This is a genomic window from Actinomadura sp., assembly GCF_044508335.1.
Lineage (GTDB): Bacteria > Actinomycetota > Actinomycetes > Streptosporangiales > Streptosporangiaceae > Spirillospora.
The window spans coordinates 1-16,286 of record NZ_JBIQHY010000069.1 but is presented as its reverse complement, the minus strand read 5'-3'; the positions used below and the strand labels follow the sequence as shown (position 1 = coordinate 16,286).

The 16,286-nt window shown below is 70.2% G+C and carries 15 protein-coding genes; 10 read left to right on the top strand and 5 right to left on the bottom strand.

Going from position 1 to position 16,286, the window contains the following annotated elements; genetic code table 11:
- Window positions 1-33 precede the first annotated feature (33 nt).
- Window positions 34-1,419 carry an NAD(P)H-quinone dehydrogenase gene (locus ACIWVC_RS21950; protein WP_396449833.1) on the top strand — a complete coding sequence of 462 codons (1,386 nt, stop codon included), beginning with the start codon at window positions 34-36 and terminating at the stop codon, window positions 1,417-1,419.
- 102 nt (window positions 1,420-1,521) lie between these two features.
- On the opposite strand, the gene ACIWVC_RS21945 is transcribed toward ACIWVC_RS21950, so the two are convergent.
- Both ACIWVC_RS21945 and ACIWVC_RS21940 read right to left on the bottom strand, forming a co-directional pair.
- On the bottom strand, window positions 1,522-2,805 hold the full coding sequence (locus ACIWVC_RS21945; protein ID WP_396454496.1) for an SLC13 family permease: 1,284 nt from the start codon (window positions 2,803-2,805) through the stop codon (window positions 1,522-1,524).
- A 43-nt stretch (window positions 2,806-2,848) separates the two neighbouring features.
- The gene (locus ACIWVC_RS21940) at window positions 2,849-3,307 is read right to left on the bottom strand and encodes a CBS domain-containing protein (protein WP_396449831.1); all 459 of its coding nucleotides are present in this window, start codon (window positions 3,305-3,307) and stop codon (window positions 2,849-2,851) included.
- Between the two features lie 303 nt (window positions 3,308-3,610).
- On the opposite strand from ACIWVC_RS21940, the gene ACIWVC_RS21935 reads away from it, so the two are divergent.
- On the top strand, window positions 3,611-4,270 hold the full coding sequence (locus tag ACIWVC_RS21935; RefSeq protein ID WP_396449830.1) for a response regulator: 660 nt from the start codon (window positions 3,611-3,613) through the stop codon (window positions 4,268-4,270).
- On the opposite strand, the gene ACIWVC_RS21930 is transcribed toward ACIWVC_RS21935, so the two are convergent.
- Window positions 4,267-5,280: a histidine kinase gene (locus ACIWVC_RS21930; RefSeq protein WP_396449829.1), complete on the bottom strand. Its 1,014-nt coding sequence runs from the start codon at window positions 5,278-5,280 to the stop codon at window positions 4,267-4,269. The two genes, ACIWVC_RS21935 and ACIWVC_RS21930, sit on opposite strands and share 4 nt — an antisense overlap.
- A gap of 156 nt (window positions 5,281-5,436) precedes the next feature.
- On the opposite strand from ACIWVC_RS21930, the gene ACIWVC_RS21925 reads away from it, so the two are divergent.
- Window positions 5,437-6,030, top strand: a complete 594-nt coding sequence (locus ACIWVC_RS21925; protein ID WP_396449828.1) for an SPFH domain-containing protein — start codon at window positions 5,437-5,439, stop codon at window positions 6,028-6,030.
- 129 nt (window positions 6,031-6,159) lie between these two features.
- Here ACIWVC_RS21925 and ACIWVC_RS21920 read toward each other — a convergent pair whose 3' ends face one another.
- Together ACIWVC_RS21920 and ACIWVC_RS21915 are read right to left on the bottom strand one after the other, a co-directional pair.
- The gene (locus ACIWVC_RS21920; protein ID WP_396454495.1) at window positions 6,160-7,647 is read right to left on the bottom strand and encodes a hypothetical protein; all 1,488 of its coding nucleotides are present in this window, start codon (window positions 7,645-7,647) and stop codon (window positions 6,160-6,162) included.
- A gap of 172 nt (window positions 7,648-7,819) precedes the next feature.
- Window positions 7,820-9,586 (bottom strand): acetyl/propionyl/methylcrotonyl-CoA carboxylase subunit alpha, encoded by a 1,767-nt coding sequence (locus tag ACIWVC_RS21915; RefSeq protein ID WP_396449826.1) that lies wholly within the window; start codon window positions 9,584-9,586, stop codon window positions 7,820-7,822.
- Between the two features lie 204 nt (window positions 9,587-9,790).
- Between ACIWVC_RS21915 and ACIWVC_RS21910 the strand changes: the two genes are divergently transcribed.
- From ACIWVC_RS21910 to ACIWVC_RS21880, 7 genes are all read left to right on the top strand, one after another.
- The gene (locus tag ACIWVC_RS21910) at window positions 9,791-10,819 is read left to right on the top strand and encodes an SPFH domain-containing protein (protein WP_396449825.1); all 1,029 of its coding nucleotides are present in this window, start codon (window positions 9,791-9,793) and stop codon (window positions 10,817-10,819) included.
- Window positions 10,820-10,831: 12 nt separating this feature from the next.
- Window positions 10,832-11,161 carry a hypothetical protein gene (locus tag ACIWVC_RS21905; protein WP_396449824.1) on the top strand — a complete coding sequence of 110 codons (330 nt, stop codon included), beginning with the start codon at window positions 10,832-10,834 and terminating at the stop codon, window positions 11,159-11,161.
- A 136-nt stretch (window positions 11,162-11,297) separates the two neighbouring features.
- The gene (locus tag ACIWVC_RS21900) at window positions 11,298-11,840 is read left to right on the top strand and encodes a hypothetical protein (protein WP_396449823.1); all 543 of its coding nucleotides are present in this window, start codon (window positions 11,298-11,300) and stop codon (window positions 11,838-11,840) included.
- Window positions 11,841-12,073: 233 nt separating this feature from the next.
- The gene (locus tag ACIWVC_RS21895) at window positions 12,074-12,343 is read left to right on the top strand and encodes a WXG100 family type VII secretion target (RefSeq protein WP_067795563.1); all 270 of its coding nucleotides are present in this window, start codon (window positions 12,074-12,076) and stop codon (window positions 12,341-12,343) included.
- A gap of 102 nt (window positions 12,344-12,445) precedes the next feature.
- Entirely contained in the window at window positions 12,446-12,694 is a 249-nt protein-coding gene (locus tag ACIWVC_RS21890; RefSeq protein WP_396449822.1) for a hypothetical protein, read from the top strand.
- 3 nt (window positions 12,695-12,697) lie between these two features.
- Entirely contained in the window at window positions 12,698-14,812 is a 2,115-nt protein-coding gene (locus ACIWVC_RS21885; RefSeq protein ID WP_396454494.1) for a hypothetical protein, read from the top strand.
- Window positions 14,813-15,659: 847 nt separating this feature from the next.
- A complete protein-coding gene (locus ACIWVC_RS21880; RefSeq protein ID WP_396454493.1) occupies window positions 15,660-16,142 on the top strand; it encodes a hypothetical protein in 483 nt (160 codons plus the stop codon).
- Window positions 16,143-16,286: the final 144 nt, after the last annotated feature.

The following is a 16,286-nucleotide window of genomic DNA, read 5'->3' as shown; positions in this document are numbered from 1 at the left end:
TTTCACTGTCCGGAGTAGGAAAGAATGGAAGATGTGACCCGCATCGTGATCATCGGAGGAGGCCCGGGCGGTTACGAGGCCGCGCTCGTCGCGGCCCAGCTCGGCGCGGACGTGACCGTCATCGAACGGGACGGTCCCGGCGGCGCCTGCGTGCTCACCGACTGCGTGCCCTCCAAGACGCTCATCGCCACCTCGACCCGGATGGCGGTCATGTCGGAGTCGAGCCGCCTCGGGCTGCGCTTCAACGGCGGCCCGGACGGCATCGTCGGCGCCCTGGAGGCCGACATGGCCGAGGTCAACAAACGCGTGAAGGACCTCGCGCGGGCCCAGTCGTTCGACGTCGCCGAACGGCTCGCCTACGAGGAGGTCAAGATCGTCCGGGGCGAGGCGCGGCTGGTGGAGCCGCACGTCGTCGCGGTCGGCGACCGGCACATCCGGGCCGACATCGTGCTCATCGCGACGGGCGCCACGCCGCGCGTGCTGCCGGGCGCGGAGCCGGACGGCGAGCGCATCCTGAACTGGCGCCAGCTCTACGACCTGCCCGAGCTGCCGGAGGACCTGATCGTGGTGGGGTCCGGTGTGACGGGCGCCGAGCTGGCGGGCGCGTACCTGTCGCTCGGGTCCAAGGTCACGCTGGTGTCGTCGCGCGACCGGATACTCCCGACCGAGGACGCCGACGCCGCCGCCGTCCTGCAGGAGGTGTTCCTGCGGCGCGGGATGAAGGTCATGTCGCGGTCCCGGGCGGCGAGCGTGGAGCGCTCCGGCGACGGTGTGATCGTCACCCTGGTGGACGGGACGAAACTCGAAGGCTCGCACTGCCTGATGACGGTCGGGATGGTCCCCAACACCACCGGGATCGGCCTGGAGGAGGTCGGCGTGCGGTGCGACGAGCGCGGCTTCGTGGTGGTCGACAAGGTGTCGCGGACGTCCGTCCCGCACATCTACGCGTCCGGCGACTGCACGGGCGTGCTGATGCTGGCGTCCGTCGCGGGCATGCAGGGGCGCATCGCGATGTGGCACGCGCTGGGTGAGGCGGTGCAGCCGCTCAAGCTGGGCTGGGTCGCGTCCAACATCTTCACCGACCCCGAGGTCGCGGCGGTCGGCGTGACGCAGCAGATGGTCGACTCGGGCGATGTCAACGCCCGGACGGTCATGCTGCCGCTGTTCACCAACGCGCGCGCCAAGATGCAGGGCTTCGAGGACGGTTTCGTGAAGCTGTTCTGCCGCCCGTCCACGGGGATCGTGCTCGGCGGCGTCATCGTGGCGCCGCGGGCGAGCGAGCTGATCCTGGGCGTGTCGATCGCCGTGCAGCAGCACCTGACCGTCGACCAGGTGGCGCAGACGTTCGCCGTCTACCCGTCGCTGTCGGGCAGCATCACCGAGGCGTCCCGGCGGCTGATGGCCGAGCACGCCTACTAGAGGCGCGCCCGGCCGCAGCCGCGCTGGAGGCAGTCCCCCCCGGAGGCAGTGCCCCCGGAGGCAGTGCCCCCCGGAGGAGGCGTCCGCTGGAAGCAGCGTCCGCTAGAAGTAGCGCAGCGCCACGTACACCCACGCCATCAGCGTGCTCAGCAGCGTGACGACGATGCCGTAGCGGGTGAACTGCCAGAAACTGATCGGGTTGCCGGTCCTGGCGGCGATGCCGATCGCGACGACGTTGGCGCTGGCCGCGACGGCCGTGCCGTTGCCGCCGAAGTCGGCGCCCAGCGCGAACGACCACCACAGCGCCTGCGCGGTGTCCGGGTCGGGGGCGCCCGCCGCCATCCCCTCCACGATCGGGGCCATCGTCGCCGCGTAGGGGATGTTGTCGAAGAACGCCCCGAGCACCGCGGACCCGAACAGCAGGCTGGTCGCGGCGACGAAGTAGTTGTCGCCGATGGCGTCCGCCGCCCACGTCCCGATCGACTCGATGACGCCCGTGTGGCCGAGGCCGGCGACCATCACGAACAGGCCCATGAAGAAGACCAGCACGGACCATTCGACTTCCGCCAGGACGTCCGACACCTCGACCCGCGACACCAGCAGCATCACGCCCGCGCCGACGAGGGCGACGATCGACGGTTCCACGTGCACCACCGAGTGCAGCGTGAACCCGATGATGACGAGGCCGAGCACGATCAGGCAGCGCACCAGCAGGTTCGCGTCGGTGATCGCCTTGCGCTCGTCCAGCGACATCACCTCGGCGACGTACTGCTCGTTGTAATGGAACGACTTGCGGAACAGCACCCACGCCAGCAGCACGAACGCGATGAAGATGGCCACCACGATCGGCGCCATGTGGACGAGGAAGTCGTTGAACGTCAGCCCCGCCCGGCTGGCGATGATGATGTTCGGCGGGTCCCCGATGAGCGTCGAGGCGCCGCCGATGTTGGACGCCAGCACCTCGGCGATCAGGTAGGGGTGCGCCGGGATCCGCAGCCGGTTGCAGACCACCACCGTCACCGGCGCCACCAGCATGATCGTGGTGACGTTGTCCAGGAACGGGGACGCGACCGCGGTGATCACCATGAGCATCACCAGCAGCCGGTACGGCCTGCCCTTCGAGCGTTTGGCCGCCCAGATCGCCAGGAAGTCGAACAGCCCGGTGCCCTTGATGATCCCAACGATGATCATCATGCCGAGCAGCAGGAAGATGACGTTCCAGTCGATCCCGTCGTGCTCGGAGAAGAAGACGTCGGCGCCCGGCGCGAGGCCGAGCACCGTCATCAGGCCCGCGGCGATCAGGACGACCTTGACCTTGTCGACCTTCTCCGTGGCGATGAAGAAGAACGCGACGACGAAGATGGCGAGCGCCGCCACCGCCGTCATCGCAGGACCCCTGCCGTGCCGGGCCTGCGGGGCGGCGGGAGGGTCAGTCCTCGGGCCTGGTCAGCGCCAGCGCCGACAGCAGCCGGTCGAGGATGACCGCCCCGGTGAGCAGGCCGTCGTCGTCCACCACGGCGACGAGGGGGCTGCGCTGGCGGGCCATCAGGGTGGCGATCTCCAGCAGTGTCGCGGACGGTTTCACGATGACCGGGCGGGGAGTGTGCGTGCCGAGGCATTCGCCCACTTTCATGTCGCGGATCTCGTGCCAGAAGATGTCCGCGTGCGCTTCGTCCACGGCCCGGGTGAGCGCCGCGTCCTCCTGGTAGGCGACGGGCACCGCCAGGCGCAGCACCTGGGTGCCGGGCAGCACGAGCCGCGGACGGTCGTCCTCGTCCACGACGATCAGGCCGGGCAGCCGGCCGAGTGCCATGACCTGAATCGCGTGCGCGATCGAATCGTCGCGCGTCACGGTCGGCACCTTTATGGCGATGTCCCGCGCTTGCATGTCGTCCTTTCGGCTTCCGGAAAGCCTCGCCCTTCGAGTTGATAGGTTCCTCCTTCTGACGCCGGGGGCGGCCGAGTCGCAAGACGGCCTCCGCGGCGCTTTCGGCGGGTGGCGATGCCCGCCGGTCATTCGCTGTGCCATGCTCCGCCCCTTTCGCGTACACTGTCCAGTCTTCGCGTCGGGGGCTCACGCCTATATAGGGGGCATCCCCCATATGGGCGTCGTGGATCATGTATTCGCAGTTGAAGGAGTCCCGTTTCCGGTGCCCCAGCCTAGGATGGAGGGGAGACCGGAGGTGATCGGGTGCACACTCGCGAGTCCGCCACCCGGATACTGCTGGCCGACGATCACGCACTGGTGCGCCGCGGGCTGCGCTTGATCCTGGACGCCGAACCCGACATGACGGTGGTCGCGGAGGCGTCCGACGGGGCGGAGGCGCTCGCCGCGCTCGCCGCCGGAGGCGTCGACCTCGCCATCCTCGACATCGCGATGCCGCGGATGACCGGGCTGCAGGCGGCGCGGGAGATCTCCCGGCGGTTCCCCACCGTCCGGATGCTGATCCTTTCGATGTACGACAACGAGCAGTACCTGTTCGAGGCGCTGAAGGCGGGCGCGTCCGGCTACGTGCTGAAGTCCGTCGCCGACCGCGACCTGCTGCACGCCGTCCGCGCCGCGATGCGCGGCGAGCCGTTCCTGTACCCGGGGGCGGTGACGGCCCTGATCCGCGAGTACCTCGGCCGGGACCGCAACGGCGACGGCCCGGACGGCATCCTCACCCCGCGCGAGGAGGAGGTCATCAAGCTGATCGCGGAGGGCTACTCCTCCAAGCAGATCGCGGAGACGCTCACGATCAGCGTGAAGACCGTCGACCGGCACCGCGCGAACATCCTCGGCAAGCTCGGCATGCGCGACCGGCTTGAGCTGACGAAGTACGCGATCAGGGTCGGGCTCGTCGAGCCCTAGCCGGCCGGGGCGGGCCTCGTGCCCTCCGGGGCGGCCCTCGTGCCCTCCGGCGGAACCTCCAGCCGCACCTCCGTCCCGCCGCCATCGGCCGGTCCGATCGTCAGCCGCGCGCCGATGAGCATCGCGCGTTCCCGCATGCCGTGGATGCCGGAGCCGACCTCCGACTCTGTCGGCGGGCCGGACCCGTCGTCGACGACCCGCAGCACGACGCTTCCGTCCTTGTCCTGCGTGAGCGACAGCTCCGCGTTGCGGGCGCCCGAATGGCGCCACACGTTGGTCAGGCCCTCCTGCGCTATCCGGTAGATCACCAGCTCGGCGTCCGGGCCGAGGCCCTCCAGCCCGGCCTGGACGCGGCGGGTCACGCGCGGGCCGTCGCCCGCCTCGGAGAAGTCCCCGGCGAGCGCGGTCAGCGCGCTGGTGAGGCCCAGGTCGTCCAGGACGCCGGGACGCAGCCGCCGGGCGACGCGGCGCACCTCGTCCAGGCTGGACCGGACGACCTCCTGGACGCCCCGCAGCTCCTCCGCCACCTCCTCCGGCGCCCGGTCCACCACCGACTTCAGCTCGAGCAGCACCACGGTGAGGGACTGCCCGATCTCGTCGTGCAGCTCCTGCGCGATGCGGCGCCGCTCGGCCTCCTGCGCGTCCAGCACCACGGCCGTGCTGATGCTGCGGTCCGCCTCCAGCCGGTCGAGCATCGCGTTGAACTGGTCGACGAGATGGAACAGATCGCCGTTGCCGGTGTTCGAGAGCCGGTCCCGGGAGCGCAGCGAGTCGAGCCGCGCCATCAGCGCGGTGAGCCGCTCCAGCGGCGACAGGCTGGCGCGCAGCAGCAGCGCGTTCGCCGCCATCATCACGACCAGCCCCACCGCCAGGACGGGCAGCTCGCGCAGCAGGATCGGCGAGGATATGGTGACCGGCGCCACGGCCAGCAGGGCGGTGCCGATCGCGAAGATCAGCCCGTTGATGCCCAGGATGCGCCAGTAGAGTGCCGAGGCGGGTGTCCTGCTCATGGGTCCACGTCACCGCATGACACCGCCTCTTGTCCATGCGGGACACCCCGCGATCCGCCTGCATGATGCGCCCCCTCGACTATGGGCACCAGGCCCGATGGCGGCAGCCCGCCCCCTCGCCGATGGTGGAGGGTGAGAACAGGTGGAGGTGGGCAGATGGTCGTCCGTGCCGCGCTGGCCGTGCGGGAGGGCCCGCTGGCCGCGTCCACCGCGTTCCTGATCGTCCTCGGGCTGGCGGTCGCCGTGCTCGCCGTGTCCGGGCTCCGCCGCGTCGGCGCGTCCGAGCGGCTCGTCGTCCGCCGCTTCGGCCGGACGCGCGGAGTCCGCGGCCCCGGGCTGCGCTACCTGCTGCCGCTCGCCGACACCGGCGTGCGCGTCCCGGTGGGGGCGCGGCCGCACGACATCTGGCTCAGGGCGACGACCAGGGACGGCGTGTCCGTGCGCGTGAAGGCGCGCGCCTTGATGGGAGCCGACGACCCCGTCAGGTACGCCGAGTCCGCGGACTCGCCGTCCTCCGCCGCGCAGGCCGGCACCGAAGCCGTCCTGCGCGGCGTCATAGCGGACCGGGACCTGGCGGACCTGCCGTCCCTGCTGGCGGACGGGGACGATCCGGAGCTGGTCCGGCGCGTCAACGAGGCGGTTCGGCCGTGGGGAGTGGCCGCCGGCCTCGTCTCAATCACCGACGCGACGGTCCCGGTCCGCTCCGCCCCTGCCTCGGAGCGCTGCGCGTACGAGGCCGCTCCGAGCTGACCGGCCCGCGCCTGCCCCGGCGGGCCGGGGCCGACCGGGCCGCGCCGGCCGGGACGCGCCGACCGGGACGAGCTGACCGGGACGAGCTGACCGGGCCGAGCTGACCGGGCCGAGCTGACCGGGCCGGGGTCAGAAGCCGCCGAAGTCGCCGCCCCCGCCGAAGTCGCCGCCGCCGAAGTCCCAGCCTCCGCCGATGTCGCCGCCGCCGTCGCCGAACCCGCCGTCCATGCCGCCGTAGCCGCCCCAGCCGAGGCCGGAGCCCATCATCGAGCCGAGCGCGGTGCCGATCACCAGCCCGCCGAGCAGGTCGAACCCGCCGTAGCCGTAGTAGTAGCCGCCGGCGTACGGCGCGTACGCGCGGCCCGCGTTCCAGTACGGCTGCCGGGCGCCCTGGTACGGGACCATCCGGATGTCCGGGTCCGTGCCGTGCGTGACGGCCTCCGCGTCGGCCGCGCACGCCGGGACCGAGCGGGGCGTGCCGCCGGGCGGCGCCCACATGACGTCCTCGACGGACGGCCCGTGCTGCGGGTTGAAGAAGCACGGGGGACGCCGCTCGGGCACGGGTTCGCCGGCGAGCCGGGCGCGGGTGGCGGTCATGTAGTAGCGGCCGTCCTCCAGCGCGGTCGTCACGGCCTGCATGTCCTGCGGCCTGGTGGCGCGCTCCGCCGCCCGCTTGGCGTGGTCGTAGGAGTCGAGTGCGCGCTCGTAGTCGGCGCGGGTCGCCGGGTCGAGGTCCTTGTCCATGACGTCGAGGTCGAGGCGCGCGATGTCCTCGCCGAGGAGGGTGACGTCCTCCTGCACGCCCTGCTTGAGGTCCAGCATCTCCCGGGCCTCGCGGGCCCGGCGCCGCTTGCTCGCGGTGAGGAACACGCCCACGGCCGCCGCGACCAGCAGCGCGAGCAGGCCGATCACGACGTACCCGACGACCGCGCTGGACGCCGCGTTGTCGTCGACCTTCTTCTCCGCGCGGTCCCCGAAGTCGATCAGCCGCTGCTTCAGCGGCTGCCCGTTGGTGCGGGTGATGATCTGGTTGATCTCGGCGCGGTCGAGCTTCTTGGAGATCGCCGCCATCCGGCTGCCGTCGGCGGTGACCGCGACGAACGTCTCGCCCTTCCCGACCCGCTGCGCGACCGCGGGGAGCAGCTGCTTGACCTGCGTCTCCGTGGCGGCGTTGCTGATGACCACGGCCCGGATGTCGGCGTCCCGCTCACCGGCGAGACTCTGCTCGATCTGGCTCTGGTCGGCCGCGGACAGCACGTTCCCCGCCTCGCTGGTCACGTAGAGCCGCGAGTCGATGAGCCCGTTGGCGATCTGCCCGACGGTGTCCGCCGCCGCGCTGCTCTGCGGGGCCGCGTTCCGGGACGTGATCACGAGCGCGCCCGTCCGGTCCGCGGCGGGTTGGGGCACGCTCGCCCGGGCGCCGTCCTGGGCCGCGGCCTGGAGGCCGGTGGTCTGGGGGGCGGTCGTGCGGTGTGTGCTGTTCTGGGGCGGGGCGAACTGCGTCGCGGCGGCGTGTGCGGGGGCGGTCAGGGCGAACGCCGGCACGGCGAGGGCGCCGATGATCGCCGAAGCGGCGCCGCGGCGTGCCGCCCGGATGGCCCGCTTCTCGGTGCTCATGTTCTACTATCTGCCCATGTGGACGGCCTAAAGCCTCGTTCGCGAGGAGGATTTGCGGACGTCCTCAAATGGGGTCCGGCACCCATGCCGGGTGCCGCCCCGCCCGGTGTCCGAGCGTGGCGGTCGCGCGTCCGAGCGTGGCGGTCGCGCGTCCGGGCGTGGCGGCCGGCGGTCAGCTGTCCTTGATCTCGCAGATCGCGGCGCCGGCGGAGACGGTCTGCCCGACCTCGGCGGACAGCCCGGTGATCGTCCCGGCCTTGTGCGCGGTGAGCGGCTGCTCCATCTTCATGGCCTCCAGCACCACGACGGTGTCGCCCGCCGCGACCGTCGCGCCGTCCTCGGCGACGATCTTGACGATGGTGCCCTGCATCGGGCTGACGAGGGAGTCGCCGGACGCCTGCGCGCCGCCGCCCTTCCTGCCGCCGCGCCGCCTGGCGGGCTGCGCGTTCCCGGCGGCCGGGGCGGCGGAGGCGCCGAACCCGGCGGGCAGGACGACCTCGATGCGCTTGCCGCCGACCTCGACGGTGACGCGCTCGCGCTCGCCGTCCTCGGCCTCGCCGGCGGGAGCGTGGTCGAACGGCGGGATCCGGTTGTCGAACTCGGTCTCGATCCACCGGGTGTGGACGGAGAACGGCGTCTCGTCGTCCGCCGGGACGAACGCCGGATCGTCCAGCACCGCCCGGTGGAACGGCAGCACCGTCGGCATGCCCTCGACGACGAACTCGGCGAGGGCGCGGCGGGACCGCTCGACTGCCTGCCGCCGCGTCGCGCCCGTCACGATCAGCTTCGCGACCAGCGAGTCGAACGCCTGCGGGACGGTCTGGCCCGCCTCGTACCCCGCGTCCAGCCGGACGCCCGGACCGGACGGCGGCCGCCACTCGGTCAGCGTTCCCACGGCCGGCAGGAACCCGCGGCCCGCGTCCTCGGCGTTCAGCCGGAACTCGAACGAGTGGCCGCGCAGCTCCGGGTCGCCGTAGCCGAGCTCCTCGCCGTCGGCGATGCGGAACATCTCGCGGACGAGGTCGATGCCCGCGACCTCCTCGGTGACCGGGTGCTCGACCTGGAGGCGGGTGTTGACCTCAAGGAAGGAGATCGTGCCGTCCTGCCCGACGAGGAACTCGCACGTGCCGGCGCCGACGTACCCGGCCTCCTTCAGGATGGCCTTGGACGAGCTGTACAGCAGCTCGACCTGCTCGTCCGACAGGTACGGGGCCGGGGCCTCCTCGACGAGCTTCTGGTGCCGGCGCTGCAGCGAGCAGTCGCGGGTGGAGACGACGACCACGTTGCCGTGCTTGTCGGCCAGGCACTGGGTCTCCACATGGCGCGGCTTGTCGAGGTACCGCTCGACGAAGCACTCGCCGCGGCCGAACGCGCCCACGGCCTCGCGGACGGCGGACTCGTACAGCTCGGCGACCTCGTCCAGCTTCCGGGCGACCTTCAGGCCGCGCCCGCCGCCGCCGAACGCCGCTTTGATCGCGATGGGCAGGCCGTGCTCCGCGGCGAAGGCGACCACCTCGTCCGCGCCCGACACGGGGTCCTTGGTGCCCGCCACCAGCGGCGCGCCGACCTTCTGCGCGATGTGCCGGGCCTGCACCTTGTCGCCCAGCGCGGTGATCGCGGCGGGCGGCGGACCGATCCAGGTCAGCCCGGCGTTCTCCACCGCGGCCGCGAAGTCGGCGTTCTCGGCCAGGAACCCGTACCCGGGGTGGACGGCGTCCGCCCCCGACTCCTTCGCGATCCTCAGCAGCTTCTCGATGTCCAGGTAGCTTTCGGCGGCCGTCCGCCCCCCGAGGGCGAACGCCTCGTCGGCGACCCGAACGTGCAGCGCCTCCAGATCGGGCTCGGCGTACACCGCCACACTCGCCAGCCCCGCATCGCGGCAGGCACGGGCTATACGGACCGCGATCTCACCGCGGTTGGCGATCAGGACCTTGCGCACGTGGGTCTCCTCCCTGAACTACGCAGGCAGTCTAGATAACCGCCGATTCAGGCTTTCGTAAGGCCCTCCTTATTTGGGTGCAGGTCCCGTGTAGCGGGAGGTCTCGCCCGATAACGGTCTGGTGACCGGCGGAGCCCGGACACGTCCTCCGCCGTCTCATCGGGGACCCGCGAGCCGAGTGGTGCGGGTGTGAGAGGAGTGATCGTGGCCAAGAAGGAGTCGTCCGCGGGCGGGAACCGGTTCTCCGGGCTGAGCAGGCCCCGCCGGCGCACCGCCGTCATCGCCGCCGTCCTGCTGGTCGTCGTCGGCTGGCCGGTGCTGAGCGCCCTGTTCGGCGGGTTCGAGCGGACCAGCGGCGGTGAGATCGCCGTCGTCCGCAACGGCGGGTTCTTCGACAACAACAGGATCCGGCAGGTCATCGACCCCGGCTCCGGGCGCGTCTGGATCGGGCTCTACTCGCAGGTCCACAAGTACCCCGCCCAGCAGCGCTTCTACACGATCACCTCCGACGCCCGGAAGGGCGACGAGACCGGCGTGGACGTCGTCACGGTGCCGAGCTCCGACGGCGTCAACATGGGCATCGAGGGGACGCTGTACTTCACCCTCAACCAGGACCACGCGGCGCTGAGGGACTTCGACGAGAAGTACGGGACGCGCAAGTTCCGCAGCGCCGGCGGTGAGATGTACAACGTCTACGACGGCGACAAGGGCTGGTCGGCGTTCCTCGACCAGATCGTCCGGCCGGTGATCGACAACGATCTGCGCAGCCAGATCAACAGCTTCCGCTGCGCCGAGCTGGTCTCGTCCTGCGCCCTCGTCCAGAACGCCTCCGCGCAGCCGAAGAACGTCCAGGCCGTCGGGCAGAAGGCGCAGAGCAACAACGCCAACATCGCCAAGGTGCAGAACGCGATCAACACGAGCCTCGCCGCCGACCTGGAGCAGACGCTCGGCGGGAAGTTCGTCACCAACATCCACTTCAACCTCGTCCGGATCACCCTGCCGGAGAAGGTGCAGGACGCCGTCGACCGCGCCCAGGCCGCGTTCGCGCAGGTCAGCGAGGCGCAGGCGAAGGTCGCCACGGCCAAGGCGGAGGCCGCGGCCAACAAGGCCCGGCAGAACGGCTACAACAAGTGCCCGACCTGCGCGAGGATCGAGGAGCTGAAGGCGCTCCCGCAGGGCATCACCGTCTACGCGCCCGGCAACCCGAACGGGGCGCTCCTGCGGGACAAGTGACGGAGGCCGAGCGTGCGGTTCCTGATCGTTCTGGCCGCGCTGGCGGTGGCCGCCGCGGTGGCCGTCCTGCTGATGTACGCGTTCGCCGACCGCTCGTCCGCGGGCAGGGCCGCGATCGAGCGCGGCGCCCGCTGGGAGGCGCACACCGAATCGTCCGGCGGGGTGACCACGGTCGTCGTGCGGCAGGTCACCCGGAACGGCGCCGGCGACCTGCTCGCCGAGCTCGGCCGGCAGACGGTCGCGGCCATACCGGACGGCGACCCGGAATGGGAGCAGCGCTATCACGAGGCGATGGCGCAGGCCCGTTCCCGCGTCGCCGCGCTGCAGAGCGAAGCGAACTGACCTGCCATTTCCCGGAAAGGCCCGCGCCCGCCACCGCGGCGGCGCGGGCCTTCGCGGGAAAGCGCCGGCTCGGCGCCGCACCGACCGGTGTACCCTCGGCTCGAATCTGCCCCCACATGATCAGCGGGAGGCGCCGATGGTGCGCCCGTGGCCCCGGGCCGGCCTCGCCGTCGCCCTGGCGGCGTGCCTGGCGGCGCCGTCGTCGGGCGTCCGGCGGGACAGCCCCGCCGTGGAGGACTACCTCACCCGGCAGCTCACCGCCGTCGCGAGCACCTTCCTGCAGCGCCGCTCCCAGGCGCTCGTCCCGCACCACGACCGGGACCGCCGCGACATGCCGACCGAGGTCCTCGGCGTGCGGATCTCCCCGAAGCTGGCGCGCTCGCAGGCGCGGGCCGTCCGGGAGCTGGAGACCCGCAACCGCGCGCCCGTCGAGGGCGGCCCCGCCTACACCGGCGCCCGCACCCGGCTCGACCCGGCGCGCGCCGTCCGGTCCGGCGACCGGATCACGCTGGAGGCCGTCGAGCACACCGAGGTCCGGTACGGCGGCGGCAAGGTCGTCCAGTCGGTGCGGCGGCGGTTCGTGTTCCGGACGCGCGGCGAGCAGATCACCCTCGTCGCCGAGCGCGTCCTCGACCCGGACGCCCACCCGGTCAACGACCCGGTCATCCCCGACCGCTGACCCGCTTTCCCCTGAAAACACTCTGAAATGCCCTTGACGGACAGTAAGTAAGCTCGTCACAACCCCGCCGTGGCCACATCCGGACACCGCAAGATGGTGCGATTAGGGCAGTTTCGGGGGACGACGGGCGAGGCGCATCTGGATTGTCGTGAGAGATGGGGCGTAAGCTGACGCCATTCTTTCCGCACCACGACGCAAAACGTTCGGCGATCAGCGACGAAAGGGCCGGAGCGATGGGCGACAAGCGCGGAGCCAACCTGGGCGAACTCGAGGAACTGTCCCGCATCTTCAGCAAGCACTCGCGCAACCTCGACGCCCTGATCAAGGACCTGAACGGCCGCACCGTCAGCAGCAGCGCCGCCTGGTGGGGCCCCGGCGCCGACCGCTTCCGCGCCGCCTGGGCCGAGGCCAAGACCGCCTTCGACAAGATGGCGCTGGCGCTGGAGCAGGGCAGCCAGGACATCCGCAAGTCCCAGCAGAACATCGAGGCCGCCACCCGCTGACCCCCCTGAGCCGCGGGTCCCGGCCCATCCCCCCGAGGCCGGGACCCGCATCAGCTCCCACCCCGGCGTCCCCGCAGCCGCCCCACGCCAGAGGGACTCTCCGTGAGCAAGCCGACGCCGCTGCAGCTGCAATTCCTCCTCGGCCACATCCAGACGCTGTCGGACCAGCACTGGCACCTGTTCACCGCCTCCCGCCAGGCCATGGACGACCGCGCATGGGTCGGCGGCAGCGCCTCCCGCGGCTTCGCCCGCGACCTCGACGCCAACGACGCCGCCCTGCACACCGAGCTGCGCAAGGCCCTGCAACTCGTCCGCGACGAGCTGGACCGCAGCCCGCTCCGGAAGGGCTGAGCCGTGGGCGACACCTGGCTCGACCCCGACACCTGCGGCGTGAAGCTCGCCGAGTTCGAGCACATGACCCGGCAGATGACGCAGGCAGCCCCGAAGCTGGTCGAACTCGCCGACAAGCTGTGGCAGGCGCTGCACGCCGCCCAGGTGAGCACGGCCCCCGCGATGGAGATCAAGCGCATCGCCGCGTGGGCCGACAAGGCCGCCTCCGACCTGCGCCGCCGCAACCAGCTGGCGCACGACCTCGACCGGCAGAAGCTCGCCTTCGTCGTCTGCCGCCAGGACGGCGACTACCTGAAGCTCCCCGACCGCTACACCGACCAGGTCGCGTACGCCGCCGGCCGCCGCAGCGCCGACCTGTTCCGCCGCGCGGCCGCGGGCGACCCCGAGGCCAAGGCCGCCCTGCGCCGCCTCCACGCGGAGGACATCACCCCGATGTTCGCCAAGGGCCTCCTGGAGGCCCTGGGCCCCGAGGCGCTCCTCAAGCTCCCGATGGACCTGATCGTCCCGCTGGCCGCAGACGTCCGCCACAACCGAGAGGGTGCGGACGCCAACGCCGCCGAAACCCGCGCGACCCTGGCCCTCCTGGGCCGCAGCCTCGCCCTGGCGACCCGCCCCGACACCGGGGCCTACCTGGGCGACGACTACCTGCGCAACCTCACCCTGGCGGGCCGCAAGAACTTCCCGCCCCTCAGCACCCCGCCGAACGGCACGTCCGGCTACCAGTCCCTGGGCGCCCTCCTGACCGCCGCAGGCGACACCCGCTTCTCCACCCACTTCATCGAGGTCGTGGGCAGCGACATGATCGCCTACGACAGCCGCCTGCGCCTTCTCAAGACCGTCGGCGAAGAACCCCTTCCCACCCTTGCGGGCAAGGCCGGCTTGGGCAACGCGCTTGAGCCCGCCACGACCAAGGTCGTCCCTGACGACCGCAAGACGGACTTCCTGGCACCTCTTCTCACCGCCGCAGCCGTCGCCGGCGAGGAGGCGTCCCAAGCCCTACTGACCCACGTGTACATGGGGCCGTTCCAGGAAGGCACAGAACCCAGCTTCAAGGGCTCGACCCTCCAGTACCTACTCCACGACCGCCGCTCCACGTGGAGCAGGACCGACCACGGCGCCGCCCTGGGCCAGACCCTTCGTACCGCCGCCATAGGCAGGGACGAGCAGTCCAGCCACTTGGCTTTCGTGGTGGGCGGGATCCTCGCCGCCGATGCCCGCAAGTACTTCGGCGTGACCGCCCGCAAGGAGTTGGAGATCAAGGACAGCGACGGCCTGGACGCCCTGTCCGGGCTGCGACCCGCCATGGCCGAGGTCCTGGCCGCGCACATCACGGAGATCAACGGAAGCTTCGATGCGTCCGGGTATGCGCTCCGGTCGGCCAGCTCACCGCTGAGCGACGCCGAGCTGGACCATCTGCTGCTGTACGTCACGCGTGACGCCGCTGCCTTCACGACACTACTCACCGCGCAAACTGCCCACGCCAAGCTCGCCGTCGACCACGCGATCGCCAACGGAGCCAACTGGGGCAACGTCGTCACCGCCGAAGGCGAGATGTTCGGCCGCCTGCTGGAGATCCGAAACCAGAACCTCGCGGCCGAGGGTGGACGCCTTACCGGCGTGTACGAGGACCTGCGCAATATGGTGGAGTTCGGGGTCACCCTCCTGCCGACCGGTGAAGGGTATGTAGACAAAGTCCCGGGTATAAGAAGGCTCTACCCTTTCCTTGTCGATAAACTCCGCAAGGAGATGGTCGATTGGATCACCAGGAAGTTGGCGGAGCACCCGAAGGAATCGGTGTTCGCTCCCACGACCAATGTCGAGGCCGTGGAGGATTTGCTCAGTCTGACGGTCGCCTCTTCCATGGTCGCTCATGGTGTCTACTCCAAACGTGGCCTGGAGGGGCAGTCCTTTGTCGTGAAGGGCAGCAAATCTGAGGTCATGTCACCCCGGGACATGAGCCCGCGGCAAGTTGAGCAGTTCTTGCAGTGGGCGAGAGAATATACCGGCCTCAATAGCATGCGAATTGCGTTGATATCTTCTATCGATGCCGGCGGGAAGAGCGCCACCGGTCATTTCCGTGATTCGGACGGCAACGTCCTTCCGACTGGTCAGCGATGAGGATCGTGCAAGTGGCCGCGTGTGCGGCCGCCGTGCTACCGGCCCTTGCGGTGGCGGGTTGCCAGGGAGGCGCGTCTCATGAGCGAACGGCTCCCGCCGACCTCGGGCCGGTCATGGACGGCGCGCCCTATCTTTGCGATCTCGTCCCCGAACGGTCGCTCCGCAAAGTCACCGGGGTCAAGGAACCGCTTGATGATCGCTGGTCGAACGGACCCCAGGTGGACGACGGCCTGTGTTTGGCATTCCTGGCCCGACGTGAAGCGCCACTCGGAGTGCATTGGTCATACCGTGACGGATCGCAAGTGCTCCGGCTCCAGCGGGAATCCTGGAAGGATGGATCGCCGCATCCACTCCCGCGTGAATTAGGAGATGGGTTTGCGGTGATACGCCCGACTTTCGGGGCAGACCCTAGACCGAATTATGTGATCGCGCAATTCGAATGCGGGAAGAAGAAGCCGTGGATCAGTATTGATTTTGCGCCGGTGGTTCGGGGGCGGGACGCCGTGCAGGACATGTTCGACTTCATGCGGATCGCAGAGAAGCGGTTCGGGAAGATTCACAAGTGTGAGCCGAGGCCGTCATGAGCAGAGGGCCCGCCCGAGCGTCTCTTCAGGCAGACGATCGCCTCCGCGCTGGCGGCTCATGGCCGGTATCCGGCGGACTCCTCCACGGAGGTCGGCGCAGAGAAGGCCGTGCGGAACTACGTGAGCTCCGACGGATCGGAAGTTCCAAAGAGTGCTTACAAGTGATTCCCGCAAGAATCCGTTTCGCATTCTCGTTGGCATTGCTGGCCCCGGGGAGCCTCGGCTGTGACGGAGGTGGTTCTGCTCCTGCCCCGTCGCGTTCGGTGAACGTGCCGGTGAGTGACAGTCGCCCCTACCTCTGCGATCTCGTTCCGGAGCGTGCTTTCAGGCAGGTGACGGGTCACTCCGGCACGCTCACATCGAGTTGGGACGGACCGCAGACCGACAACGGGCTCTGCCTGGCGTCGGGGACGGGCAACGAGTGGCCGCTCGGCGTGAGCTGGGAGTACCGGAACGGAGAGAAGACCGTTCGCTTTCAGGAGCGGAACTGGGCTGACAGCGATCCCCACAAGGTTCCCGCCGAGTTGGGCAGAGGGCTCGCCGTCGTCATCCACACCGCCGGCGCCAACAAGCGTCCCAACTATGTGATCGCCGTCTTCAAATGCGGGAAGAAGCGGCCGTGGATCAGTATTGATTTTGCGCCGGTGGTTCGGGGGCGGGACGCCGTGCAGGACATGTTCGACTTCATGCGGATCGCAGAGAAGCGGTTCGGGGAGATCCACAAGTGTGAGCCGAGGCCGTCATGAGCAGAGGACCCGGCTCTGCCGGCTGTTAGTTCGCCGCCTGACCACTACTCGCAACTAACCCGAACCGAGATGGAGATAGGCCGTTGACCGGGAAGACTCCGGCAGATCCGAAGTTTTGAAGAGTGTTCACAAGTGATTTCCGCC